We start from the raw sequence: 25,043 nt of genomic DNA on the forward strand, positions 1-25,043 counted from the left end.
ACCGGAAAATGGGGTTTGACTGAAAGGTTAGGGAGTGGCTAATTCTGTAGGCATACGAACTCAATCACATGTTTCTTGTCAAACGGCCGCATCCGATTGTGCAACTGACGTCGGTTCCAGGCATGAGCAAACGCTTTCACATGACGATTTAACCAAACCAAGCTGCGTGAGAAGCAACGGCTCTTTCTGACTAGTCGAGTGAGATAGTGTCGCAGTTCCGCATTGCCTCCTTCAACTGAGTACGTTTCGCTCTTATCTCTTAGCGATAAATGGTAGCCGCGACGATAAATCAAACTGTCGTACAGAGGGAACTTGTCACTGTAATACTGCTCGGCAGGCGCCTCATCAATCATTTTTTGTGCCACTGCCTGCGTGCGTTGCAAAACGGGCTCAATCCCTAGAAAACAGCGGGTTTGCCGGTCTACAACGGTCATGATGTAGATTTCGTTTTTTTCTCACCGATAAAGGTGAAGAGCTCATCCTGTTCAGCTACTTCCACTGGTTCATTAGGGCCGGGCAAGGTTGATGGCAACTTATCAGCGTATGCTTTAAGCCAATTAGCGACCGACTGTGGCGCAACACCTAGATGTCGTGCTGCCTGACGTTGGCTATTGCCATCCAAGACCAAGCGAATGGCTTGTTGGCGGATGGCAATTGGATGGCCATTTGGCTGAGGCTGGGGTACATATTTACGATTGCAGGCTTTGCATTTGAATACTTGGCTACCAGCCACAGTTTTGCCATTTCTAACTTGAGAATCTGTTCGGTGACAGTGCGGACATTGGTTCATGTGCCTTTTATACCATGCCTTTGTGTTTAGTCACTCCCGAAAGGTTAAATGGTTCTTTTTGACAATCAAAAACAGCTTGCTAGAATTGATACAAAATACCTTTTGGTACAATGTCTCAATATAGAAGGGTGAATATGAAACAACTAAATAAACAAATCTGGATACTGTTGCTCCTCATTGGAGCCATTTTGGTGGTGGGTTGTTCTGGCGCAGGCGAAACGGCCGTATCCATCCAAGACGATCACGAAAGTGACCACGACCACGAAACCGAAGCAGGCGTACTCACCCTGCCAGAACTGGAAGCCGCAGCCTTGGATGGTGCGCCGCTAAAGGTCGTGGCGACCACCAGTATCATCGGGGACGTGGTGGCGCAGGTGGGCGGCGAGGCCATTGAGCTGACCACCTTGATGGGGCCAGGGCAAGACCCCCACAGTTTTGAACCAAGTGCGCGGGCGTTAACGGCCGTTGCTGACGCCCACGTTATCTTTGTAAATGGCTGGGATTTGGAAGAAGCACTGGTGCATGATTTGGAAGAGATCGGCGGTGATGTACCGGTTGTAGCCATTTCTGCCAACATCGAACCGTTAGCTTTTGGTGAGGATGTTCATGACGATGAACATAATGACGGGCATGAAGACGAACACGAGGATGAGCATGCACACAGTGGCGCGGATCCGCATGTTTGGTTTTCAATTCACAACGTTGAGCAGTGGGTGGAAAATGCAGAACATGTCTTAAGCGACCTCGATCCGGCCAATGCAGACACATTTGAGCGTAACGCAGCTACTTACCTGGCCGAACTGGCTGAGCTAGAAGCATATGTGGCAAGCGAGCTGGCTCAAATTCCAGAAGATCGTCGCTTTTTGGCTACCAATCACGGTTCATTCAGCTACTTTGCCAAGGCGTACGATTTTACCGTGTTGGGTACGGTCATCCCTGGCAATAGCACCGTGGCTGAACCGTCTGCCAGCGACCTGACAGATCTCATCGAGACGATGGCAGAGCATGATGTCTGCACCATTTTCACAGAAGTGACGGTGAGTGATGGGTTGGCACAAACCGTAGCAGGCGAGCTAATTGAGTGCGACGAGGTGCAGGTTTTACCGCTCTACACCGGCGCACTTGGTCTGGCTGGCAGCAACGCAGATAGTTATATCAGCATGTTTCGTACCAATGTAGATGCCATTGTTGCTGGTTTGCAGTAACCTATTTGGGGCTTGTGCTTTGGCAACGCCGATTTCAGCGAAAATGTCGCATTTTTACAAGACATGCGTTGACCAATCGGGTAATGTTTAGCTATTTAAGCACTGCACCACATTAGGAAAAGTATCATGTCTGAGCTAACGATCCATAAAAAATACAGTATCAATCTGCCGCCAGAGCGACTTTTTGAAGCCTGGATTTCACCGGAGACTGTGATCCCACCGGTTAGCAAAATTGAAGTTGATCCAAAAGTAGGCGGCTTCTTGCACCTAATTGTGGAATCCCCGCAAGGAAGCTCCATCATGAAGGGTGAATTTCTGACGGTATCCTATCCCGCTCAACTGGTATATAGTTGGGAGTGGAATAGCGATGGCGAGGTGACCCAAATAACCGTTGATTTCAACAAATTGGCCAATGGGACTGAATTACTGATTACCCATTCAGGTTTTCAGAGCGAAGCTAGCCGAGACACGCATGACAGCGGCTGGGATTCTTACGTGGCTGGCGTTATTCAGAAATTGAAAGAGGCGTAACATTCACAAAATAGTTGAGGCATGTATACAGAATCCAAGCCCAAATATTTGAGCAGCTTAGTCAGCACAATTTGGCATTCTGACTCTGACGTTGACCCGAATGAGGGGTATATTGTCCCACCCAGCCTTGGCTCCCAACTTGTTATCAAAATTTATTCTTCTGCGGCTGAAACGGTGCTGTCTGGCCCGGTAACCCAACAAAAGCAGTACCCTTTTGTTGAAGGAGCCGCTTATTTTGGGATTGAATTTGTGCCCAATGCGGGTTCTGTCTTCAATGATTTTTTATTGAAGGAGCTGCAAGATAGCTCCTTCAATGTCCATCAGGTTTTGGGCATTGATTTGATGACCTTGGCGCACCAACTTCATGAATCAAAGGGTTGGATGGAACAGAGGCATCTGCTTGAGGCCGCGGTTTGTCGGAATTATCCTGTAAACGGCCGTTTCCAGAATCCCAACGTTTTGTTGGCAATGGAGATGGCCAATAGTCGTTATGGCAATATTGCCATCAGAGAGCTTGCTGCCTATGTGGGCGTGAGTCAACGACAGCTAGAACGACTCTTTTTAAGGCACACGGGCTTGTCGCCTAAAACGTTTTGCACTACCTTACGCATACAACACGTTTTGAACTTGTTGAGGTGTAAGCAACAGGTGTCGTTAGCACATTTGGCGTTGCGTTGTGGCTACAGTGACCAGGCACACTTGGCAAATGAGTTTAGGCAGGTGATGGGGACAACTATTTCAGCCTACTTAAAATCGGCCACATATGTAGAAGCCAAAAACTACTTTGAAATACAATGATGGCGCAATTGGCTTCTACTTGAGCAAACCACAGAAAAATCGCCCGTCGGTTTTCAAGATACTTCCTGTGGTTTGCATAATGTGTTCACCCCCCAGATTTACCGTTTGATAAACCCTTGCTTGACCAACAATTCTGCATTTAACACCGAGCCGCTGGCTGCACCACGCAGGGTGTTGTGCGTGATGGAGAGGAAGCGGATGTCGTTGACTTTGCAATTACGCACCCCGCCAACGGTCCAGGCGAGGCCGTTGCCTGCGTCCCGGTCCAGGCGGGGCTGGGGGCGGTTGGCTTCGGGTCGGTAAATGAAGACCGATTCAGGCATGGTAGGTAGGTTGCGGATGATTTCGGGCGGCTGCCACGTTTTGAACAGTTCGATGACCTCTTCGGCGGAGGCGGATTGGCTGAGCTTGACGGAGACGCTGCCCAGATGGCCGTCTATCACCGGTACGCGGTTGGCTTGGGCGCTGACTTTGAAGGGGGCCATTTCAATTTCGCCATCCTGATAGGTGCCGCACAGCTTGCGGGGTTCAGTTTCCAGCTTGCCATCTTCCCCGCCAATGTAGGGGACAATGTTGTCTATGATGTCTAGCGAGGGGACGCCGGGGTAGCCCGCGCCGGAAATGGCTTGGAGTGTGGTGACAACGGCCGTTTCTATCCCAAAAGTCTGGTGCAAAATTTGTAACGGCAGCACAATGCTGGTTGTGGAGCAGTTGGCGTTGGCCACAATCCAGCCGTCCCAACCGTATGCCTCTTTTTGGCGGGGGATGAGTGCCGTATGGTCTGGGTTCACCTCTGGGATGAGCAATGGCACGCACGGGTCCATACGGAACGGCGAGGCGTTGGTGAGGACGATGTAGCCTGCCTGGGCAAACTTCGGCTCTAGCTCACGCGCCTGGGCGGTGGGCAGGGCAGAGAAGAGAACGCGGGGTGCCAGATTTGGCTCGGTGGGCTGGACGATCATCTCGGCAACGGCAGCGGGCGGGTCGCCAGGGAGCAGCCAATTTACGCCTTCGCCATACGGCCGTCCTGCTGTGCGCTCGGAGCCAGTAAGGGCGGTGATTTCAAACCAGGGATGGCCGACCAGATGTTGAATAAAACGTTGACCGACTGAGCCAGTGGCGGCCAAAATGCCGACGGGGATTTTGCTACTCATAATTAACTCTCCATTTAGGGAGATTGGAGATTTGTAAGTACATCGCGTTCAATCTCCAATCTCCTCATCTCCAACAATAAAAAACGCCATCACCCACAATGGGGCGACGGCGTCGCGGTTCCACCCAATTCGGTAATCATTGGTCGGTGAACATTAACCGATGACAGATTACCCTTGAAACGGCCGTTAACGGGGCCAACCGTGCTTCCTTACTAAAAATTGTTCAGGAAGTCGCTCTCAGGGGGTTTTGGGGATTATCTTTGTTGCGGAGGCTCGCAGCCGATGGCGCTCCGTTCTCTGGTACAGGCTTAATCCTTACTCGTCCTGATCATGGCTTTTACGGGGCGACAGGTTTGTCGCCTTGTAAATTTCGCTGGATTATAGAGAATCTGGTTGACCTGTCAAGCATTTTTGAGAGTTTCCAAAGGTTTCTCAATCAAAGCAATGAACGTCGCCAGACCAGGGTTGGAGGGTGAAAGTATGCTGGTGGTTTTGGTGCACGGCCGTAACCGCCTGCGCTTCCTCGCTCACATTCAGTGCCACCCAAATCATTTCTTGCTCATTGGTTCGCGCGTACACCAGTGTGTGATCATTCGCATGGAGGATTTGGGAACGGCCGTGCCGCAAAGCGGGGTGCGCCTTACGAAATTGGATGAGCCAGCGGAAATAGTCTCGAATTTCATCATCTTGCTCATCGCCCCACAGCATTGGCTGGCGATTTTCCTCCATGCCTGCGCTGTTCGGGTCAGACATGCTTCTGAGTTGCTTCACGCCCACCTCGGTGCCGTTGTACACGATGGGCGGGCCAACCAGCGTAAATTGGCACAGTGCCGCCAGCTTCAGCTTGCGTTTGTCGTGGCCAGCGGCGAAGTAAAAACGGTTCATGTCGTGGTTGTCTAAAAAGCTGGGGCGACTGTATGTTTCCGGGAAGAAGCGTTCGTGCTTAATCAAGAAACTGGCAAATTCGGAGATGGTCATGCGCTGGAGGGCAAAGGTGTCTCGCATGGCTTGCTCCAGCGAGAAATCAAGGCAGCCGTCTAAACGGCCGTCGTAACTCAGCAGGGTGGTGGGCGTTTCTACCACTTCGCCAAAAATCCAGGCGTCAGGCTTGATTTGTTTGACGGTAGCCCTCAGCTCCGTCCAAAAGTCGTGGGTGGGGCCCAGGGCGTAGTCCAGGCGCAGGCCGTCGAAGCCGACATCTCCCAGCCAAAAGCGCACGCTATCCAGCAGATATTTGCGGACTTCGGGATTATTGACGTTGACTTGAGGCAAATCCATTACACCAAAAAAGGTTTCGTAATCATGCGGATAATCAATCCAGTTGTACCAGCCGACATAGGAGCTGTGCGGATCGCGGATGGCTTCCTGGAAGCTATGGTGTTCGCTGCCCCAATGGTTAGCCACAAAGTCTAGCAGCAGACGAATGCCTTTGCTGTGGGCGGTTGCTACCAGCTCGCGGATGTCGTCCATGCTGCCCAGGCGGGGATTTACGGTGAAGTAGTCGGTGGCGTGGTAGCCGTGGTGGCTCTCATCTGGGAAGAAGGGGTTGAGCCAGATGGCGTTGAAGCCCATCTCGGCGACGTAATCCAGCTTTTGGATGATGCCGCGCAGGGTGCCGCCGTAGATATCGTTGAGGGATTGGGCGGGGTTCCAGGAACGGCCGTTTCCCACAAAAAATCGGTCGGGGAAAATCTGGTACACAATGGCTTCCTGACTCCAGGCGGGTGGCTCGCTGGGGCCAACGTAGTAAGAGAAGATTTCGCCGTCGTCTGCCAAGATTGGATCGGAGCCGTCGGCAGGGTATGCTTTGATGGCGTAGCGCACCAGGATGCCATCAGGCTGTGGCGGCAGAGTAACTTGCCAATGTTGCAAATATTGCCAGTTGAGCAGATCCCACTCTGTTTGGCTGCGGGTAAATTGATAAACGGCCGTTTCTGGCAGGATCACCTCACACTCAATCCGGTCAATGAGCTGGGGCAGCCCCACAATGACGGTGAGTACAGGGGGATCGTCCGCCTGCGGGGCGCGCGGCATGATCAGGCTGTGATGCTTCACGCCTTGCCGCCATTTTTGATAATAGTTCAGTCTTTTTTCAGTGGTGGAAAGTGAGCCGAATACAAAATCGTCCATTTACTTTTCTGCCTCATAACAATGTGCCATTCAAAATAGAATAATCAACAGATTTCGCAGATTAAGTAGATAAAAATCTTTTCAATCTGTGTGATCTGCTGATAAAAATCAGGTGTTACTCTGCCTGAAATTTTATTAGTTGATAGAGCCGCCAACTTGTAGCCCGCTGGGTACTGAATCGGGAATGGTGTGGCTTAAATCCAGTGCCGATGGAGAGGTGAGCGATTCTAAAAATGCAAGCAAAACGGTAATTTCTGAATCAGTTAAGGTTACCTGGGGTATGGCAAAGGAGGGGGCGTTGAGGGCGACGGTGTGTACGGCCGTATCCCCAGAATCTTCTGCCAAAACCAATAGTGATAGCTGCCCAAAATCATAAGTTGTCACGGCCTCGCGCGGATTTAGATGGTGTCGAATGACTGCCTCCAGCGTGGCATACGCGCCATTGTGCATCCAGGGGCCGGTGATGGCCACATTCCGTAGCGGCGGTGTGCGGAAGGCAAATAGATCGCTCTCGTCACCAGTTTCGCGGGCACGGCCGTAATCAAACGGCGCTTCATTTCCCTTGCCGGGGCCAATTTGCGGCACGCCGATGTTGTGGAACTGCATGTCGCTGAGCAGCGACCCACTGTGGCAGTCGGCGCAGCCCGCCTCGCCGTAAAATAGCTCGGCTCCGGCCAACGCCGCTGGCGACAGCGCACTCTCATCCCCCCGCAAATAGCGATCCCAGGGGCTGTCTAAAAAAGTAAACGTGTCCATTTGGTAGGCGGCCAGGGCGTTGGCGGCATGGGCAAAGGTGAGTTCATCTAGCGGCACCGTGGGGTAAGCAGCCTGGAACATCTGCTGGTAGGCAGGCACAGCTAACAGTTCGGCCATTAGCATTTCCCACATGAGGGTGATTTGATGATTTCGGATGCGGCTCAGGCTGTTGCGCTGGCCAAAAATATCTATTTCACCGGGGTGGCCACGCATTTCGTCTTGCGAGGTGACGGGGAACATGGCCTGCACGGCGACGACGTTGGCCAGATTATAGGGCATATCGTCGTTGGCAGGGCTGTCGAATTGGCCGTCTGGTATGGCGGAAACACGGCCGTCCCAAAACATCACGTCCATGCCGTCCAGACCCAGGTTGTAGATAGGCGTGGCGTTGCGCGGCACCAAAACTTGCCGGGCGGTGGGCAGCAGCACCCGCTCTGGCCCCAATCCTTGCCCGCCCGTGCCGATGGACAGTGCCAGCTCGTCACCGGTGCCGAGGTTGGGATGGTGGCAGGTGACGCAGGCAATGTCTTTGTTGCCGCTGAGGATCGGATCCCAAAACAGGGCGCGGCCTAAAGCAACTTCTGCCTCGGAAGCGGCGGGTAGCTGCAAGGGGGGGATGGCTCCGGCCTGGGCCAGACGGTCGGTGAATCTGTTTGCGGGTTCACGGGTTTCAGGGGGTGAAGATGTGGCTTGTAGATTGGTGAAGAGGTAAACGGCCGTTACCAGCAAAATCACCAACATGCCCACCCAGCGCAAGCTCTGCCAGCTAATTCCCAAATTGTGGCGATAACGAAAGATGAGCAGGAACAGCCCCAGCCAAGCGATTGCATTGGCAGCGATAAGGAGGTTTGTGGGTAGTTTGTTAGTGGCTGGTACGTTACTGGTGAGCGGGTAGAGGGCAGCTTGCTGGGCGGCTTCGGCGGCGGCGTCCAGCGGGTAGGGCAGGCTGATTTGGCGGTTGGTGGGGATGTTGGTGAAGGTTTGGGTACGGCCGTCTGGCCAACGAATCGTCAACTCATCCACCAATTCAAACGCGCCCAGGCCAAAATGGAGCCGCAGGTCATGCCCAGCTCCCAGGCTGCTGCCGTTTTGCACCTCGCGCATTTGCACATTGCCATCGGCCGTGCGGATGGTGACGCGGCTGCCCACGCCGTCCCGATTAACCGGCCCCGCGCCAACCAGCTCTAGCGTGAGCCAGTTGTTCCCTGATTGGTCACCGCTTTGGTTGTGAAGCAGGCTATACCCTTCATCTTTGTTGCCCAGCAGCAGATCAACCCAGCCGTCGTTGTCAAAGTCGGCCAGGGCGATGCCCATGGTAGGGCCAACATCGCCCGCGCCGCTGCCGGAGCTGACGCGGCTAAAGGTGCCATCGCCGTTGTTGTGGAAGAGCGGATTGGCGGCAATGCCCTGGTGGTCGGCAGTGGTCATGACAGCCAGGTACAAATCTTGCCAGCCATCGTTATCATAATCCAGGGCGGTGGCGGCCCAGGCGATGTTCTGAGACATCTCAACCCCTGCCTGTTGCGCCACATCGTGGAAACGGCCGTCTCCTTGATTTTGCAGCAGGGTCATCGGCCCGGCGTTGGAGAAGTAAAAATCAAAATCGCCGTCGTTGTCGTAGTCACTGGTGGCCAGCCCCATGCCCATAACGCGGGTATCTGCCCCCGCTTCTTCCGCAATTTCGGTAAAGCAGTGAGCGAGCGGGTCTTCGTCTCCTTCGGCGGCACAGCCGGGGCCATCGTTGCGCCACAGCTTGTTGCCAATGGGGAAGAGAAACTCATCGTTAACCAGGTAGATGTCTTGATCGCCGTCGTTGTCGTAGTCGGTGAAGCTGGCGACAAAGCCTGCGCCGTAGGTTTGCCCGTTTAGCAGGCGGGTCACTTCGGTAAAGGTGCCGTCGCCGTTGTTGTGGTAAAGACGGTCGGTATCGCCTTGATTGGGACGGCCGCATTGCGGGTAGCAAGCCCAGTTTGCCACGTAGAGGTCTAGCCAACCGTCGTTGTTGTAGTCGCCCCAGGAGGCGGTTTGGCTGTTGTCTTCTTTGCCGCCTACGCCTGCCTGGAAAGTGACGTTGGTAAAACCCTGCCCCGCTTCATTGCGGAAGAGGACGTTTTGCCCCCAGTTGACCACGTAGAGGTCTGGCCAGCCGTCGTTGTTGTAGTCGGCGAAGCTAGCTCCACCGCTGTAGGCTTCTGGCAAGGCAATGGTTTCAGCCAGCGGCGGGCGGCTAAAGGTGCCGTCGCCGTTGTTGCGGAAGAGGCTGTTGGGGCCTTCTGTATCGGTTACGTAGAAGTCAACCCAGCCGTCGCGGTCATAATCACCCCAGGCTTGGCCGATGGCGCGGTCATTGCCCTGGCGGGTTTGGGTGATGCCAGCGGCGCGGCTGATGTTTTGAAAGAGGGGGGTGGATGACTGGGTGGAAACGGCCGTTTCCACCCAGTCATCCATATTTTCTTGGTTTGATTCTACCCGCTGGCAAGCAACTAAAAAAACGAAAATCAAGAAGATGAAAAGTTTTTTGGTACTCATTTGTGCTTGATTACACTATCCTTCGGGTACAAGCTGGATGATGTGAACCGACTGTGGTGGGATTTCATCGAAGGGAACGTAGCCGCCGCTGGTTGGGTTGCTGTTGGGTTGGAGGCCGTGGAGGGAAACGGCCGTAACCGCTCCATCTAGCTCCAAATCCAGACTGTAATCATCAGCCCCCACCGCATTTCTGTTTGCATTGATGATAACCAGCACGGTTTCATTTTCCGTTTGGCGCAAGAACGTAAGCAGCCTGGGTGAACCTGCTTCTACCGGCGTCCAGTCGCCCACGCGCAAAGCCTCGTGCGCGTTGCGAAGGTGAACGAGATCACGATACAGGCTGAGGAGCGAATCGGGATCATCCGTCTGGCGGTCAACGCTGCGTACCGGGAAATCAGCGGCGGCGGGTCGCCAAGGCGTGCCTTCGGTAAAGCCAACGTTTGGGCCGTTGCTGGCCCACTGCATGGGCAGGCGAATATCTTCATCAGGCTTGACGCCCGTCATGCCAATCTCTTCGCCATAATAAATGAAGGGGACGCCGGGGCTGGTGAGCAAAATTGCGGCCGCAACCCGTGCTTGCCCCTCATCTTCATCCAGTTGAGACATGATCCGGTTTTGGTCGTGATTGGTGATGAAGGTGGCGTACTGATTCGCTGGGAAAGAGTCGTACACTTCTACAAGCGTATCTCTGTAAATTTGACCCAGCCCAACTCTGGCTGTGTTCAAAATATCTTCAGCCAGGAAGAACTGGAAGGCAATGTCTACCTCATCACCCGTGTACTCAACCACTTGTTGGGTACCTGTCCATGCTTCGCCGACGGTTAGCGCATCCGGGTTGACTGCTTTATAAAATTGGTAAAATTCTTGTAGCCACTCATGCGTGCTAGGTGTGTTTTGTTGTCCTTCTCCTTCTTCAATCATATGTTTGATTGCATCAAGGCGGAAACCATCAACGTTCATCTCTTCCAGCCAGAACCGGGCGGCGTCAAACATCTCAAAGGTGACGTTGGGGTTTTCATAGTTCAGGTCGGGCATACCGCTCCAGAAGACACCATAATAGTAGCCACTGTCGCCGCTGTGCCACACCACTTGGCCGTCTGGCCCACGATATTCGGGATTTTCTTCGGCCCAGATGTACCAGTCTCGCTTTTCAGAGTCAGGGTCTTGCGATTCGATAAACCAGGGGTGGGAGATGGAGGTGTGATTTAGGACGAGGTCAACAATGACGCGAATGCCGCGGGCGTGGGCTTCGTCCATCAGCCGCAAAAAGTCTTCATTGGTGCCATATTCTGGGTCTACCTGAAAGTAGTCGGTAACGTCGTAGCCGTGGTAGCTGGGGGAGACGGTGATGGGCATGAGCCAGATGCCGGTAACGCCGAGATCGTCGGTGGTGGTGGGGTCGCCATCGTTCAAATAGTCCAGTTTTTCAATGACGCCGTTCAGGTCGCCAACGCCGTCGCCGTCACTGTCGTAGAAGCTGCGGACGAAGATTTCATAAAAAACGAGGTCATTCCACCAGGGAAAGCCGTTGGTGCCGCTCTCGAAGGGGTCTGGCGTGGCGGTGGGGCTGGGTGTGTTGGTGGGTGCTGGGGTGGTGGGTTCGGTGGCAATGGCCGTTCCCACATCACCATCCGACGTCGCAGTTGGTTGCCGGGTTGGGGTTGCCCCGTCACAGGCAATCAGCACAAAGATGAGCGTCAGGAAGATGAGAAACAGGCGTTTTTGCATAGAAGGCTCCTATTAAAAACGGCCGTTTCCTTCTTCACCGAACCGAACGGGTCTTTTTGGAAACGGCCTTAATAACATTAACAATTAACCATTTACATTCACAATTAATTATTACTTATCCTTTCACAGCCCCTTGAGTCAAACCACCTACAATTTGGTCTTGCAAAGCCAGGTAAACAATCATGATAGGCAAAGCACCAATAAGCGCCCCAGCCGTAAACTGCCCCCACTGTTGGGCAAACTGCCCGGAGGTAAAGATTTGTAACCCGACCATCAGCGTATATTGCTCCGTGCTTTTCAGCAAAATACGCGCCAAAACAAAGTCGCCGTAGGTGCCAATGAAAGACAAAATGCCGATGACCACCAAAATCGGCCGCATCAAAGGCAGCAGCAAGCGGGTGAAAATGTACCAATGAGAGGCACCATCCACCATCGCGCTTTCATCAATTGCGCGGGGAATCGTGTCAAAAAAGCCCTTCATCAGCCAGATGTTGATGCCCATTGCGCCACCCATGTATACCAAAATCAAACCGGCATGGGTATCCAGGCCAACGAAAGGAATCACATCACCCACGTCAGAAATCATCAAGAAAATAGCCACAATTGCCAGCAAGCCAGGAAATACCTGGATGAGCAAGATTAGCTTCAGCAGATTTTGCCGCCCTGTAAAGCGGAACCGGGAAAAAGCAAAGGCTGCTACCGTCGTAATGGACACAGACAGCACGGTTGAGATCGAGGAAATCTTGATCGAATTCCAAAACCAACGCCAATAAGGAAAAATCTCGCTCGTGAGCAGCTCTGTATAATTTCCCAGACCTGCATTTTCAGGGATAAGCCTTTGGTTAGCCAGCGTGGCAATGGGGTTAAAAGAAGCTGAAAGAACCCAAACCACCGGAAAAACGGCAAAAATGATCAAAAATACGGAGATAACCAGGCGAATGCCAATGCTTAACCGCTTTTGCAAAGTTTGTGACTGTCGCACTCGGCTTAATAAGCCACCACGTTTTTCACCAGATACTTGAATACTAGACATTTTCGCTTATCTCCTCCCACATATTTGTGTATCTAAATTGGAACAGCGTAATGGCGCCTACAATTAAGAAAATGACAATGGTAATAGCCGAAGCCAGACCATAATCCTGGCCGCGCCCACCGGCAAAGGCCAGATTGTAAACATAGCTAATCAAAATATCGGTATGACCGGCTCGTGCAGTGGCACCCGCAATAGGCGGCCCCCCGTTTATGAAGAGGAAGATCAGGTTGAAATTGTTGAAGTTAAAGGTAAATGACGCAACGAGCAAGGGGCCAACTGAAACCAGCAACAGTGGCAGCGTAATCTTCCAAAAACGCTGCCAGTTTGAAGCACCATCCACTTCGGCCGCGCTATAAATATCTTGGGGAATGGATTGCAACGCACCGCTGGTAATAAGCATGAAATATGGGTAGCCCAGCCACAAATTGATGAGCAAAATCGCTACCTTTGCCCAGATAGGGTCAGTAAACCAGGGGGGTGAAAAATTGATCACCGATTCCAACATGCGGTTAATCACACCCACTTCAGGGTTCATCATCCCTCGCCAGATAATGATGGTAATTAACGAGGGGATGGTGTAAGGAATTAGCAAAAAGGAGCGAATGATCTTCTTGAAGGGAAAATCTGGATCGTTGTAAATGAGAGCAATTGCCAAACCTAGCGCAAATGTGGTAACTACGCTGAGAATAGCGAATGCAAAGTTCCAGGTAACGATGCGAACCAAAGGGCCACGCAGCGCCGAGCTAGTGAAAAAGCGGGTGAAATTCAAGGTTCCCACTGAAGCCCGATATCCGGGGCGAAGTTCATCGCCATCCACAGAGGTAAAAGTGCCTAAAATGGGACTGTAAACCACGCCAGTCTCCTGGTTGGTGATCATATCCGTTTCAGGGTCATAAAGATAAAGCGGCTGTAATTCGGCCGCTTCCTGAGGCGACCGCACCTGAATCGTGACGCCATCCTCTTCACCAAATAGGATATTGGCCAAGTTCTCGTCGGCGGTGGCCAGGAGGGTATTTAATTTTTGATACCCTGCAATTTCGGACGGCACGCCATCGTCATCCAGTTCGCCTACGCCATTTTCGCCTACCACGCCAGGTACGGTTGGTTCGCCCGGCCGCGCCAGGAAAACGTCGCCAGCTTCATCAATGAGCCACAGGGCATACGCATCATCTTCGGTGCGGAATGCCGTCCAGCGGTAGGCTGAACCTCCCTCAGGCAGATAGGTTTGTTTTTGTATCTGTTCAATGGCTTGGTCTTTGGTGAAGAGATGGCCATCACCAAAGTTGGTAAAGGCAATGGAGATGGTAAAGAGTATGGGGTAGATGACAAAGAGGATCATAAAGCCAAATCCCACCATCATCCAACGTACCGGATAAAGACTGCTTCTTAAAAAGACAACATTAAACAGAATAGCAACAACAGCAACGGCCGCTGCTAAAAAGTAAGCTTCGTTGTTATAGGTATTGATAATGAACCAGATGGCGGCGGCGTCGAAGACAAACAAAAACAGCAAGCGGAAAATCAAACTGGAAGCTGTTGTTGTTTGGTTGGGACCTTTTTTGCCGCTGCCCTGCATTTGGACGACGCTCATTCTCCTTCCTCCTTAGAATACGCCTTTGATGTCTAACCAAAATTGGGGAACCCAATGACCGTTCAGTCATTGAATAATTAGTAATTGGGTAATTGACCGTATAAATGACTCAATTACCTGATTACCAAGTTACGAACAAAATCAATTTAGTTAAAAAAGAAGGTCGGGATTTTCCCGACCTTCTTTTTCTTCATAATGATAATTATGGGGTGACGATGTCTAGCAGATTGGTTTCTGAATCATACGTGAAGGTTACAGAACCATCGGCGGACATAGTGAACATGTAGTTCGCGCCATCTGCTTCGCCATCAACGCCGTAATTTGTATCCCAGGTAGCAGCCAGGGCAACTTTCACTTCGTAATCGCCTGCAGGCAGGTCAAAGGTGCCAGAGAAGGTGCCATCACCATTGTCTGTCAGGGCTGAACCTTCGCAAGCGGGATCCCAGTCGCCTGTACAGGCGCCGGAAGCGGCTTGCCAGGAGCCAGGTACATTCACCATATCGGCAAGTGTATCAAGGCTGCCAATGAGATCGCGGATTTGGAATGCACCGGTTGTCAGAGCTTCGTCGGCCGTTAGTTCCTGGGTCAGGATAAGGCTAAACGCATCACCCCAAGAGGACCAAACAGCACCCATTTCGGGGATGGCGGGCATGAGGACAGCATCTACACCTGCTTCGCCAAACAAGATGATATCTGGATCATCGGTCGCTTCTAAGACAGGGATGAAGGCAGAATGACGATTCCCGTCCAGATACAGTTCAGACATTACTTCTTCCGTCGCAACAAACTCCGTAAGGAATGCTTGTGCTAGAAGAACGTTTTCACTGAGGGCGTTAACCATGAAACCTTGTACACCAGCAAATGGCTGTCCACCATCTGGGAAAGTTGTGATGCCATAAGGGACACCGGATTCACGAATTCGATTTAATGCCCAGGGGCCAGCCATGAGGAAGGGAACCTCACCAGTTTCAAACAGAACGTGGTTGGTGTCCCAGTCGGTGCTGTCGCTGATGAGGCCGTCGGCAACAGCTTGTTGCAGGAAGTCGCCAGCGGCAATCATGCCTGGACTATCAATGCCAACGTCGCTGGGATCGTAGTTGCCGTCAGCATCTTGGCCAAAGATATAACCGCCAAAGGCCGTTTGCAGCGGGAAGGCATCGTAAGTGGTGCCAGTGAGCCCCATTGCGTAGGTTACAGTGCCATCAGCCTGTAGTGCTCCACCCACTTCCATAACCTCAGCCCAGGTTGTTGGCGGTTCTGCAACGAGCTCTGTATTGTAAAAGAAGGCTAGATTTTCGGTAGCGTAGGGCATTCCGTAAAGCTGTCCATCAAATGTAAAGCCTGTTTTGGAAACATCAGTGAATGAATCTGCTTTGTCACCCAGATCCATAGGAGCCAGTAAGCCGCTGTCTACCAGTTGGCCTAGCCAATCGTGAGCGCCCAGGATGATGTCGGGGCCTTCGCCAGCCGGGGCAGCGATGACAAATTGGTCACGAATGTCGGCTACTTGCTCAACAACCAAACCAACGCCATATTCAGCCTGGAAATCTTCGGCCAGTGCCAGAAGAATGGGCGCACGGGTGTCGTCAGCCCAAATGGTGATGGAGACATCGAACTCTTCATCTGCGGCTTCTTCTTCCATTTCTTCGTCAGCCGCTTCTTCTTCCATCTCTTCATCTGTGGCTTCTTCTTCCATTTCTTCGTCAGCCGCTTCTTCTTCCATCTCTTCATCTGTGGCTTCTTCTTCCATTTCTTCGTCAGCCGCTTCCTCTTCTTCCATCTCTTCATCTGCAGCTTCTTCTTCCGTTGTGTCGGTGGTGGCCGGTTCATCGGCCGTTTCTTCTGTGGCTGGTTCGCTACCACCGCAGGCGCTTAAAAATAGGGCGCCCAGTAAAAAGAAAACAGCTATAAGGTACCATTTTTTGTTGTTCATCTCTCTCCTCAAATAGAATTGAATTTTGTTAAATTTGGAAATCGTTTTGGCATATGGTTTTTTGAGTGCATCACCTCCTCTATTGGATGTAAACAATAGTATCCACTTACTAGGTTTTCATTGTAATCTTATGTCTACATTTGGGTATCCATCAGGGTAGTTCGTTTTCACCTGAAGCGTTTGAATTTCCATTTACCGATACGAAGGGCTTGGCCAGCTCTTCTTGAAGGGAATCGTTCAAAAGAGACAGGTTTTCCAGGAGATTGCCCTGGGATATTTCATTAAGGCAGCTTAGACGTAAGTCGTTGTATGTTTGATGAGCGGCAGAGATTTTTGTGCAGACAGATTGACCTTTTTCAGTGAGGTAGAGGCGGAGGGTACGGCCGTCTGATTCATGCGGTTTGCGGACAATATAGCCAGTGTTTTCTAGTCCTTTGACAATGCGCGTCACGTTACTTTTGTCACATAAGAGGCGATCGCTGAGTTCGCTGGATGAGAGTCCGGGTTTTTCTGCAATATGAAGTAATGAATAATACCTGGTTGGGCTTAGATCAAACTGGCCAAAAAGTTGTCGATCACCATCATCGAGGAGGATAAAGGTTTGTTTTAGAAGATTGTACAGTAGTTCCCTGTCACTCATGCTATTCAGGCAGATCCTCTTGGAAGAGTCACGAAATATAGTTGACATCTCAACTGTTGATGTATCAACTATATCACTGTTTTTTAGACATGTCAACTAATTTTTTAGGTCAATTTTTGGTCATTTCACATGTTGATCTCTACTGGCGCAGCTGTGCCTGTAGCCTGTGTTTAAGCTGCCCGACAATCTTTTTACGAACCTTTTGCACCACTTTGTCAGTAAGGGTTTTGTCTGGCGACTGGAAGGTAAGGTGGTAGGCAAGGCTTTTCTTGCCTGCACCGATTTGCTCGCCTTCGTACAGGTCGAATAGCTGCACGTCCTTGAGCAAATAGCCGCCCGATTTGCGAATAATGTCAGCAACGGCCGTTGCTTCAATACTCTTGTCCACCACCACTGCAATATCCTCATGCACGGCTGGATATGCCGAGATGGGGTCGTAGGGATAGTGCGAAGGAATGTGCGCGATGAGCGCATCCAGATCAATATCAGCCGCCAGGACGGGTTGGTCGCTGTTTTCCAACTGCACATCGAACTGCTCAACAACTAGCGGGTGCAGCTCACCCATCACGCCGACCTGGTTTTCGCCCAGCAGCAGCCGCGCGGTGCGGCCAGGACGGTAAGTGGGATGATCCACTGGTTCATAACTGATGTTCAGATGCAGCTCGTTGAACAGCGCTTCCAGCACACCTTTCAAATCGAAGAAGTCGTAACTGCCAGCGTCCCCATTTTGCCAGCCCAACACGGTGCGCTGCCCGCTGAGTACGACGGAAAGGCGCGTTTGTTCCTGGGGCAAAATCTCATCCTCGTCAGCGATGAAGACGGGGCCGACCTCGAACATGGCCAGACGATTCTGGAAGCGGCTGTTGTGGGCGGCAATTTCCACGACGGAGGCAAGCAGACTATGGCGCATGTCGGCCCGTTCGGCAGAGAGGGGATTGGTGAGGGTGACATACGGCCGTCCATCTGGCCCAGCTGCGTGATTTTGCGGAATCAACTTGGCTTCCTGCGCTTTGGAAGTAAGGCGGAAGGTAATCAATTCTTGCAGCCCGGCCTGCACTAGCGTGTCTTTGATGCGCTCTTCCTGCTCTAGCTGGGCATTGCCTCGCTGCGGTGGCAGCACATCAGACAGCACGGTGGAGGGGATGTTATCGTAGCCATACATGCGGCAAATTTCTTCTACCAAATCGTGCGGCCCTTCAATGTCCATGCGGTGGTCTGGCGCGGTAACGATGAGATGATCGTCGTGTACCTCGGCTTCAAATTCAAGCCGCGCCAGCAGAGCGGCCATTTCCTCACCGCTTAAATCCAGGCCGCTCAGACGGCGGGCATAGTCCAGCTTGAGCGTCACGGTGACGGGTTCTGGCGGATTGGGGTAAGTGTCAATGACACCGTTGGCGACGGTGCCGCCTGCCAATTTGTTCAGTAGGTCGGCAGCGCGGGTTGCGCCCAGCAACGCTTGGCTAGGATGCACACCTCGGCTGAAACGGAAAGCCGCGTCGGTGTGGATGCCCAGCTTACTGCTGGTGCGGCGGATGTTGATGAAATTCCAGGCGGCCGCTTCCAGGAAGACATTTTGCGTTTCAGGCTTGATTTCGCTGTCTGCGCCACCCATCACGCCGCCTAAACTGAGGTTGCCCTGCGGGTCGGTCACCAAAATGCTGTACGGTGCCAGCTTGTGGCTGATGCCATCTAGCGTGGTGAGCGTTTCGCCGTCGTGGGGCAGGCGGGTGTTGATGTGGATGGGGCCATCGGGGTTGTACTGGTCGGCGCGCTGGCGCAAGAAGTCGTAGTCGAAGGTGTGGTTGGGCTGCCCCATCTCTAGCATGACGTAGTTGGAGATGTCTACGACGACGTTGATGGGACGCTGCCCAGCGAGGCGGAGCCTATGCTGCATCCAGTAGGGGCTGGCGGTTTGCTGTACGCCTTCGATGATGTAGCCGACGAAGCGGGGATTGAGTTCGGGTTCTTCGGTGGTGAGTTGGATACGGCCGTCTACCTTTTCCCCCTCCATCTTCACCGAATAATCTGGGTAGCGGATGGGTTGGTGGGTGAGGGCGGCGTATTCACGAGCGACGCCGACGATGGAGGCGCAGCGGGCGATGTTGGGGATGATGTCAATTTCCAGCACGGCGTCGCCCAGCACATCTTGCAGCGGCGTCCCGGCCTGGTAGTCGGGCGCGTGAGCATCTTTTTGAATGAGAATGATGCCTTCATGTTCTTCGCTAATGCCCAGCTCTTTTTCGGAGCAGAGCATGGCGTCGTTGTAGATGCCGCGCAGCTCGCGCCCTTTGAGCTTGGTTTTGGCTAAGCCTTCTTTGTGGCCGTCATACAAAACGGAACCTTCCAAGGCGAGGGGTGAGTAAATTTGCGAGCTACTAATGTCCCCTTGCCCGCGATAATCGAACAAGTTGGGTGCGCCGGTGACAACGGTTTTGGTACGGCCGTTGCCATAGGCGACGGTCGCCAGTACCAGCCGATCCGCGTTGGGATGTTGCTCCACCTTGAGCAGGTGTGCCAGCAGAACCAGCTCACGATTCCATTCTAAATCTGCGCCAGGAATGCCGAAATAGTCAATAGTTTTTACTTCCAATCCCGCGTTGGTTAGCAGGCGGTCTACCTGTGCGACGGGGATGTCAATCGTAACGAAATCTTTAAGCCATGAGAGTGGTACAAGCATTATTTACTCCGTGAGGCGTGAAACGTGATAAGGTATTCACGTTTCACGTTTTAAAACTGTTTGAGGAACCGTAAATCATTATTCCAAAACTGCCGAATATCATCAATGCCGTAGCGAAGCATGGCGACGCGCTCTGGCCCCATGCCGAAGGCGAGGCCCGTATAAATTTCGGGATCGTAGCCGCCGTTACGTAGCACGTTGGGGTGTACCATGCCGCTGCCCAAAATTTCCAGCCAGCCAGTGTATTTGCACACTTGGCACCCTTTGGCATCGCATAAAAAGCAGGTCACGTCCATCTCTGCGCTGGGTTCGGTGAAGGGGAAGTAGCTGGCGCGGAAGCGGGTTTGGCGGTTGGCACCGAAGAGGCGTCGGGCAAACTCGGTGAGCGTCCCTTTAAGGTCGGCAAAGGTGATAGCCGTGCCGACGGCGAGCCCTTCTACCTGGGTGAACTGGATGCTGCTGCGGGTGGTGATTTGCTCGTTGCGGTAGCACATACCGGGCAGGATGACGCGCACTGGTTCGGGATAATATTCACGCATGGCACGAATTTGTCCGGCACTGGTGTGGGTTCGCAGAATCACGTCCGGATTTTCGGTGTAGAAGCTGTCTTGCATTTCCCGCGCCGGGTGGTGGGGTGGGAAGTTGAGCAGTTCAAAGTTGTAGGCGTCGGTTTCCACATCGGGTGAGCGGTAGATTTGAAAGCCCATATCGCCGAAAATGCGGTAGATGTCGCGCAGGGTTTGGGTGATGACGTGTAGTCCTCCTGTGGTTAACGGCCGTCCTGGCAAGGTCACGTCAATGGCGGAGCTGGCGATCTTGTCGGCCAGTTCGGTTGCTTTTAGCTCTGCCTGCCGCGCTGAGTAGGCAGCTTCCAGCTCATTTTTGACGACGTTGATCCGCTTGCCGAAAATCGGCCGTTCCTCGGCACTGAGTTGCCCGACCTGGCGGGTCATCAAATAGATGCTCCCTTTGCGACCTAAAGTGTCGCGGTACCAGGTGTCGAGTACGGCCGTACTCGACACATCCCCCAGCTTGGCCAGCGATGCTTCATACAATGATTCCAGTTGGTCTAGCATAATTAACTTCCTAAGATGATTTTTTGCCAGAGAGTACACAGAGGTTTTAGAGAGTTTTCTCTTATTTCTCTGCGTTCTACTTCGGCTACGCTCAGTACAAGCCTGGCGCTAATAATTCCAAGCGAAAAGTTTATCGGTTCTTGTCCAAAGACACAAAAAAAGACGCGGTGTTGGCCGCGTCTTTCAGAGCAAGTTCGTATTTTACTGCTTCTTCTCAGGCAGAACGAACCTCCGGCGCAAACGCAGCGTAAGAGTCCATAAAAAAGAAGAAGCTAAAAAATCGTTGTTGGTTCATCGTGGGCGCATAATAGCACTGGGCAGGAGGTGTGTCAAGGTCATAATTTTTGCTGCAATTTTCCTGCTTGTACGGCTTCGTAGCCAAATTGGAATTGGTCGCGCTGCAAATTTGCGAGAGGAATCCATTCGGTTGGATTGGTTTCATCGGTTTCGATGAGGGCTGTGGCGGTGGTTAACGGCCGTTCCAAACCATAATACATCGCCGAAAGTTTCCAGGCTCGACGCGCCTCGTCCAAAAAATATTGATCTTCTACAAAAAGGAGTGAACCAATCGCTGGCGTAAGGCCAACAAGCTGCCGAAAGTATTGTCGAATAACCTGCGTGGGTGTGTCGCTGGCGGTGAGCATTGTACCAGGCGGGTGCCACAGACCAGTCTCTGGCTGTTTTTGCAGCAAAATCTGGCTATTCTCAATGTATATGCCATAAACAGCGGGGCGAAATGTGATCGATTCTGCGGCAACGGGAACTGCATTGCCGTAAATATCGTAGCAAACGATGGTGGCCATGATCAGGTTAGATTATTCGGGAACGGGTAAGGGGAGGAACTGTTCTTTTAACTGGGGAATATGGTCAGCAAGTGTGCCTAAAACACCGTTGATGAAGCGTGGCGCGCTGTCTGAGCCATACGTTTTGGCCAATTCAACGGCTTCATTGATAGCAACTTTTACGGGGGTTTCAGCTTCAATTAGAAATTCAAAAATGGCGATGCGGAGAATGTTACGATCAATGACGGCCATCTGATCCAGCGGCCATTCCGGAGCGTATTGGGCAATGAGGGTGTCCATCTCGTCCTGGTGCTGAATCACGCCCTGAATGAGGCGGGAGGCAAACTCGACGCCCGTTTTTTCCATGGGGTTATCCAACAAACGACGTTCTAGCACTTCACCCGGTGGGTGGTCAGCAATGTCGTATTCGTAAAGCGTTTCCAGGGTTACGCGCCGAGCGCGACGTCTAGTTTTCATAGTCTCAGACGGTCATACCAATGGTCAGGAGTCAATCGGTGGATTCTTCCTGAGCATAGACAACATCTTCCACATGCACGTTGACCGCTTCTACGGAAATTCCGACCATCGTATCAATTGCTTCGGCAACGGCCGTTTGCAGACGCTTACTGGTCTCCATAATGTTTACGTGCGGGCTCATTATAACGTAAATATCAAATTTAACCTTGTTATCTTCTGTCAGGTCCAGCAAAATGCCAGACTGACGAGATTCACGGCGGAAAAGCCGTGCTACATCTGCCGGAATGGGTGCCATTTTGGCTACCCCTTCAACCCGAAGGCTGGCAAAATGGGCAATTGTTACCAAAACGTCCGGGGCAACCTCAATGCGGCCAATGCTTTCTTGTACGTTTTCCATTATTGTTTGCTCCCTGCTTTAGGCGCAGTAGGTTCTTGGTTACATGGCAATGCCGCCATCCACACTAATTACCTGACCCGTGATGTATGCGGCCTTGTCTGACGCTAAAAATGATACCAGATACGCTACCTCTGGCAATTTTCCCCAGCGACCAAGTGGGATGAGCTTTTTGGATTCGCTCACAACATCATCTTCAAGTACTTCGGTTAGCGCAGTGGGGAAGAAGCCGGGGGTTATGACATTGACGGTAATGTTCCGCGAGCCAATCTCTTTAGCCAGAGATTTGGAAAAGCCGATGATGCCCGCTTTGGAAGCCGCGTAGTTGGTTTGCCCACCTTGCCCAATAAGAGCCACGACAGAGGAGATGTTGATGATACGGCCGCCTTGCTTCTTCCGCACCATAGGCCGAACGGCCGCTTTGCAGCAATTAAATACACTTTTCAGGTTTGTATCAATCACTGTGTCCCACTGGTCTTCCTTCATCATCATGAGCAAAGTGTCGCGTGTGGTTCCCGCGTTGTTGACCAAAATGTCAATTTGACCATAGGTGTCGGTGGCGGTTTTTATCAACTTTTGGGCTGCTTCAAACTGGGAGACATCGGCCTGAACGGCCGTTGCTTCCCCACCATTTTCCTGAATAGCTGCAACCACCTCTTCTGCCGCCGCGCTACTGGAATTATAGTTGATAACCACCTTCGCGCCGTGCGTCGCCAAATCTTCCGCAATGGCTCGCCCAATACCACGAGACGCCCCCGTAACAACTGCTACTTTCCCTGCTAACAATGCCACAACCCTTCCTCCACCAGAGACTACAAAAGTCTCAAAGACTTTTGTAGTCTGGAAATTGTCCTAAAAATTTTCACCAAAGCTCAACTTCACCCGCTTCGATTTGCGGTGAATGCGCTTCATGAAGCTGAGTAACGTATCGCCAGGGCCAACTTCCACAAAGGTGTCAACGCCCTGTTCCAACAAGTAATTCATCGAATTCGTCCAGGAAACCCCAGCCGTGAGTTGCGCCTTTAGCTCTTCCCGAATTTGGTCTGGTGTTGTCAATGGCGTTGCCGTTACGTTGGCAATCACGGGAACGGTGGGTGCCTCAATTGGGGTGGCGTCTACCGCCTGGGCAAACGCTTCTGCTGCCGAGGCCATCAATCGAGAATGAGCTGCGATCGTGATAGGCAACTTAACAACTTTACGGGCTTTCGCTTCTTCCGCTAGCGCCACGGCTCGCATTAAGGCTGCTTCATCGCCAGAAATGACCACTTGCCCTGGGCAGTTGTCATTGGCTACTTGCACTGTGCCATCTTCATCACTGGCTTGCTCACAAATTTGCTGCACGGTGGGGATGTCCAAAGCCAGGATGGCGGCCATTGCGCCTGGCTCCCGTTCGCCTGCCGCTTTCATTAGTTCGCCACGCTGCCTTACCAAGCGTAACCCATCGGCAAAAGTGATTGCGTTTACGGCCGTTAACGCCGAAAGCTCACCCAAACTATGCCCAGCTACATAGGCAGGCATCTCCCAACCTTGTGTCTGCATACGTTGCCACATTGCCATGCTCGTAACAAACAGTGCTGGCTGCTGGTTCACCGTATCAGTTAGCGTTTCTTCCGGCCCCTCAAAGCAAAGTTTTGAGAGAGCAAAGCCCAATTGTTCATCTGCCTGATCAAAAACAGCACGCGCCTCAGGGGTGTTTTGGTAAAGCTCCAACCCCATGCCCACGTGCTGTGACCCTTGTCCAGGGAAAAGATATGCACTACTCACTTGATAATGTCCAAAAAATTATTGTAGCTAAAAGAGAAAAGGCCGCTTAATAACGGCCTCTTTTCCAAACGAACTAAGCTTCGGCAACCGGCAAAATCTGGCGACCATTGTATTTGCCACACTCAAGGCAAACGTGATGGGAACGCTTCATCTTGCCGCAATCTGGGCATTCCACTAGGTGGAATGTCTTCAAGGCATCGTGTGCTCGCCGCCGACCACGACGTGCTTTGGAAATTCTTCGCTTTGGTACAGCACCCATAACAACATCCTCTCTAACTAATTCAGGCTTCAACCTGCTAATAATTTCTCTACTTAACAAAAAACAAGCGGCAAATTCGCCGCGACTGGCAATTATAGCCACACCCGCTTGACTGTCAAGAAAAATGTGAGGAGCGAGGAAGTCAGCTAGACTCAGGTATGCAGAGCCTCAATGCCTTGAAAATGTTTTGGTTGTTAAGGGCATCCACGACCAGGCATAGAATCCTGATTCCAGAATACTTTCCTCGTTAATAGTGATGGCGAAGCTGAGCGATTCGTAAACTACCTTTTTCCACTTTGTATACAATGCGATGTTCGTGATTTATGCGACGCGACCAGTACCCCGTGAGTGCGTGTTTCAACGGCTCAGGTTTCCCGATTCCCTCATGGGGGGTTCGCTGGATTTCCTTAATCAATCTGTTGATTCGCTTGACTATCTTTTTATCTGTTTTTTGCCAATACAAGTAATCATCCCAGGCGTGTTCAGAAAAGATCAGTTTCACTCGAGCAACTCTCTCTCTTGACCATCACCGCCCTCTAATTCCAAAATGGATTCCAGCAATCGCTGCGCGTTACGCGGACTACGAAGCAGATATGCGGTCTCTTCCATAGCTTGATAATCTTCCAGTGAGATGAGAACTACATGCTGTTGGTTTTTACGAGTGATGATTAGCGGCGCATGATCATCGTACACTTTGGCAATAGTTTTTGCCAGATTATTTCTTGCCCATGTGTAATTTACTGTTTCCATCTATCGCTCCTTGTGTAAGCATGTACAGTTTATTGTACATAATTGA

The 25,043-nt window shown here is 51.9% G+C and carries 23 protein-coding genes and 1 other annotated feature; of the genes, 3 read left to right on the forward strand and 20 right to left on the reverse strand.

What is annotated here, in order from left to right:
* Nucleotides 1-38 precede the first annotated feature (38 nt).
* A complete protein-coding gene (locus tag ACOQPM_RS11335) occupies nt 39-434 on the reverse strand; it encodes an IS1 family transposase (RefSeq protein ID WP_420627216.1) in 396 nt (131 codons plus the stop codon).
* Nucleotides 431-790, reverse strand: coding sequence for a helix-turn-helix domain-containing protein (locus ACOQPM_RS11340; protein WP_420627217.1), 360 nt, complete (start codon nt 788-790; stop codon nt 431-433). The genes ACOQPM_RS11335 and ACOQPM_RS11340 overlap by 4 nt, the downstream gene beginning before the upstream one ends.
* Nucleotides 791-924: 134 nt before the next feature.
* On the opposite strand from ACOQPM_RS11340, the gene ACOQPM_RS11345 reads away from it, so the two are divergent.
* The 3 genes from ACOQPM_RS11345 (at nt 925) to ACOQPM_RS11355 (ending at nt 3,324) form a co-directional block, all read left to right on the forward strand.
* Nucleotides 925-1,995, forward strand: coding sequence for a metal ABC transporter substrate-binding protein (locus ACOQPM_RS11345; RefSeq protein ID WP_420629371.1), 1,071 nt, complete (start codon nt 925-927; stop codon nt 1,993-1,995).
* A gap of 126 nt (nt 1,996-2,121) precedes the next feature.
* Nucleotides 2,122-2,526 (forward strand): SRPBCC family protein, encoded by a 405-nt coding sequence (locus tag ACOQPM_RS11350; RefSeq protein ID WP_420629372.1) that lies wholly within the window; start codon nt 2,122-2,124, stop codon nt 2,524-2,526.
* A 21-nt stretch (nt 2,527-2,547) separates the two neighbouring features.
* Complete coding sequence (locus tag ACOQPM_RS11355; protein ID WP_420629373.1) at nt 2,548-3,324, forward strand: helix-turn-helix domain-containing protein; 777 nt, start codon at nt 2,548-2,550, stop codon at nt 3,322-3,324.
* 98 nt (nt 3,325-3,422) lie between these two features.
* On the opposite strand, the gene asd is transcribed toward ACOQPM_RS11355, so the two are convergent.
* The 18 genes from asd to ACOQPM_RS11445 form a co-directional block, all read right to left on the reverse strand.
* On the reverse strand, nt 3,423-4,478 hold the full coding sequence (asd, locus tag ACOQPM_RS11360; protein ID WP_420629374.1) for an aspartate-semialdehyde dehydrogenase: 1,056 nt from the start codon (nt 4,476-4,478) through the stop codon (nt 3,423-3,425).
* Between the two features lie 96 nt (nt 4,479-4,574).
* Nucleotides 4,575-4,819: a binding site (T-box leader), on the reverse strand.
* A gap of 91 nt (nt 4,820-4,910) precedes the next feature.
* Nucleotides 4,911-6,608, reverse strand: a complete 1,698-nt coding sequence (locus ACOQPM_RS11365; RefSeq protein WP_420629375.1) for an alpha-amylase family glycosyl hydrolase — start codon at nt 6,606-6,608, stop codon at nt 4,911-4,913.
* A 135-nt stretch (nt 6,609-6,743) separates the two neighbouring features.
* Entirely contained in the window at nt 6,744-9,893 is a 3,150-nt protein-coding gene (locus ACOQPM_RS11370) for an FG-GAP-like repeat-containing protein (RefSeq protein WP_420629376.1), read from the reverse strand.
* A 15-nt stretch (nt 9,894-9,908) separates the two neighbouring features.
* Nucleotides 9,909-11,621: an alpha-amylase family glycosyl hydrolase gene (locus ACOQPM_RS11375; RefSeq protein ID WP_420629377.1), complete on the reverse strand. Its 1,713-nt coding sequence runs from the start codon at nt 11,619-11,621 to the stop codon at nt 9,909-9,911.
* 115 nt (nt 11,622-11,736) lie between these two features.
* Nucleotides 11,737-12,654, reverse strand: coding sequence for a sugar ABC transporter permease (locus ACOQPM_RS11380; RefSeq protein WP_420629378.1), 918 nt, complete (start codon nt 12,652-12,654; stop codon nt 11,737-11,739).
* Nucleotides 12,647-14,245, reverse strand: coding sequence for a maltose ABC transporter permease MalF (malF, locus tag ACOQPM_RS11385; RefSeq protein WP_420629379.1), 1,599 nt, complete (start codon nt 14,243-14,245; stop codon nt 12,647-12,649). The genes ACOQPM_RS11380 and malF overlap by 8 nt, the downstream gene beginning before the upstream one ends.
* Before the next feature lie 202 nt (nt 14,246-14,447).
* On the reverse strand, nt 14,448-16,178 hold the full coding sequence (locus tag ACOQPM_RS11390) for an extracellular solute-binding protein (RefSeq protein WP_420629380.1): 1,731 nt from the start codon (nt 16,176-16,178) through the stop codon (nt 14,448-14,450).
* A 151-nt stretch (nt 16,179-16,329) separates the two neighbouring features.
* Complete coding sequence (locus ACOQPM_RS11395) at nt 16,330-16,818, reverse strand: MarR family winged helix-turn-helix transcriptional regulator (RefSeq protein WP_420629381.1); 489 nt, start codon at nt 16,816-16,818, stop codon at nt 16,330-16,332.
* A gap of 139 nt (nt 16,819-16,957) precedes the next feature.
* The gene (pheT, locus tag ACOQPM_RS11400) at nt 16,958-19,495 is read right to left on the reverse strand and encodes a phenylalanine--tRNA ligase subunit beta (RefSeq protein ID WP_420629382.1); all 2,538 of its coding nucleotides are present in this window, start codon (nt 19,493-19,495) and stop codon (nt 16,958-16,960) included.
* 50 nt (nt 19,496-19,545) lie between these two features.
* Nucleotides 19,546-20,571: a phenylalanine--tRNA ligase subunit alpha gene (gene pheS, locus ACOQPM_RS11405; RefSeq protein WP_420629383.1), complete on the reverse strand. Its 1,026-nt coding sequence runs from the start codon at nt 20,569-20,571 to the stop codon at nt 19,546-19,548.
* A 335-nt stretch (nt 20,572-20,906) separates the two neighbouring features.
* The gene (locus tag ACOQPM_RS11410; RefSeq protein WP_420629384.1) at nt 20,907-21,374 is read right to left on the reverse strand and encodes an NUDIX domain-containing protein; all 468 of its coding nucleotides are present in this window, start codon (nt 21,372-21,374) and stop codon (nt 20,907-20,909) included.
* Between the two features lie 12 nt (nt 21,375-21,386).
* Nucleotides 21,387-21,830, reverse strand: coding sequence for a transcription antitermination factor NusB (nusB, locus tag ACOQPM_RS11415; protein WP_420629385.1), 444 nt, complete (start codon nt 21,828-21,830; stop codon nt 21,387-21,389).
* Nucleotides 21,831-21,861: 31 nt separating this feature from the next.
* Nucleotides 21,862-22,227: an Asp23/Gls24 family envelope stress response protein gene (locus ACOQPM_RS11420; protein ID WP_420629386.1), complete on the reverse strand. Its 366-nt coding sequence runs from the start codon at nt 22,225-22,227 to the stop codon at nt 21,862-21,864.
* 39 nt (nt 22,228-22,266) lie between these two features.
* Complete coding sequence (gene fabG / locus ACOQPM_RS11425) at nt 22,267-23,016, reverse strand: 3-oxoacyl-[acyl-carrier-protein] reductase (protein WP_420629387.1); 750 nt, start codon at nt 23,014-23,016, stop codon at nt 22,267-22,269.
* 60 nt (nt 23,017-23,076) lie between these two features.
* Nucleotides 23,077-23,988, reverse strand: coding sequence for an ACP S-malonyltransferase (gene fabD / locus ACOQPM_RS11430; RefSeq protein ID WP_420629388.1), 912 nt, complete (start codon nt 23,986-23,988; stop codon nt 23,077-23,079).
* 73 nt (nt 23,989-24,061) lie between these two features.
* Nucleotides 24,062-24,247, reverse strand: a complete 186-nt coding sequence (gene rpmF, locus ACOQPM_RS11435) for a 50S ribosomal protein L32 (RefSeq protein WP_420629389.1) — start codon at nt 24,245-24,247, stop codon at nt 24,062-24,064.
* A gap of 247 nt (nt 24,248-24,494) precedes the next feature.
* Nucleotides 24,495-24,749: a Txe/YoeB family addiction module toxin gene (locus ACOQPM_RS11440; protein WP_420629390.1), complete on the reverse strand. Its 255-nt coding sequence runs from the start codon at nt 24,747-24,749 to the stop codon at nt 24,495-24,497.
* Nucleotides 24,746-24,997 (reverse strand): type II toxin-antitoxin system Phd/YefM family antitoxin, encoded by a 252-nt coding sequence (locus ACOQPM_RS11445; protein ID WP_420629391.1) that lies wholly within the window; start codon nt 24,995-24,997, stop codon nt 24,746-24,748. The genes ACOQPM_RS11440 and ACOQPM_RS11445 overlap by 4 nt, the downstream gene beginning before the upstream one ends.
* Nucleotides 24,998-25,043: the final 46 nt, after the last annotated feature.

This window comes from Candidatus Leptofilum sp. (assembly GCF_965223525.1).
GTDB lineage: Bacteria > Chloroflexota > Anaerolineae > Promineifilales > Promineifilaceae > Leptofilum.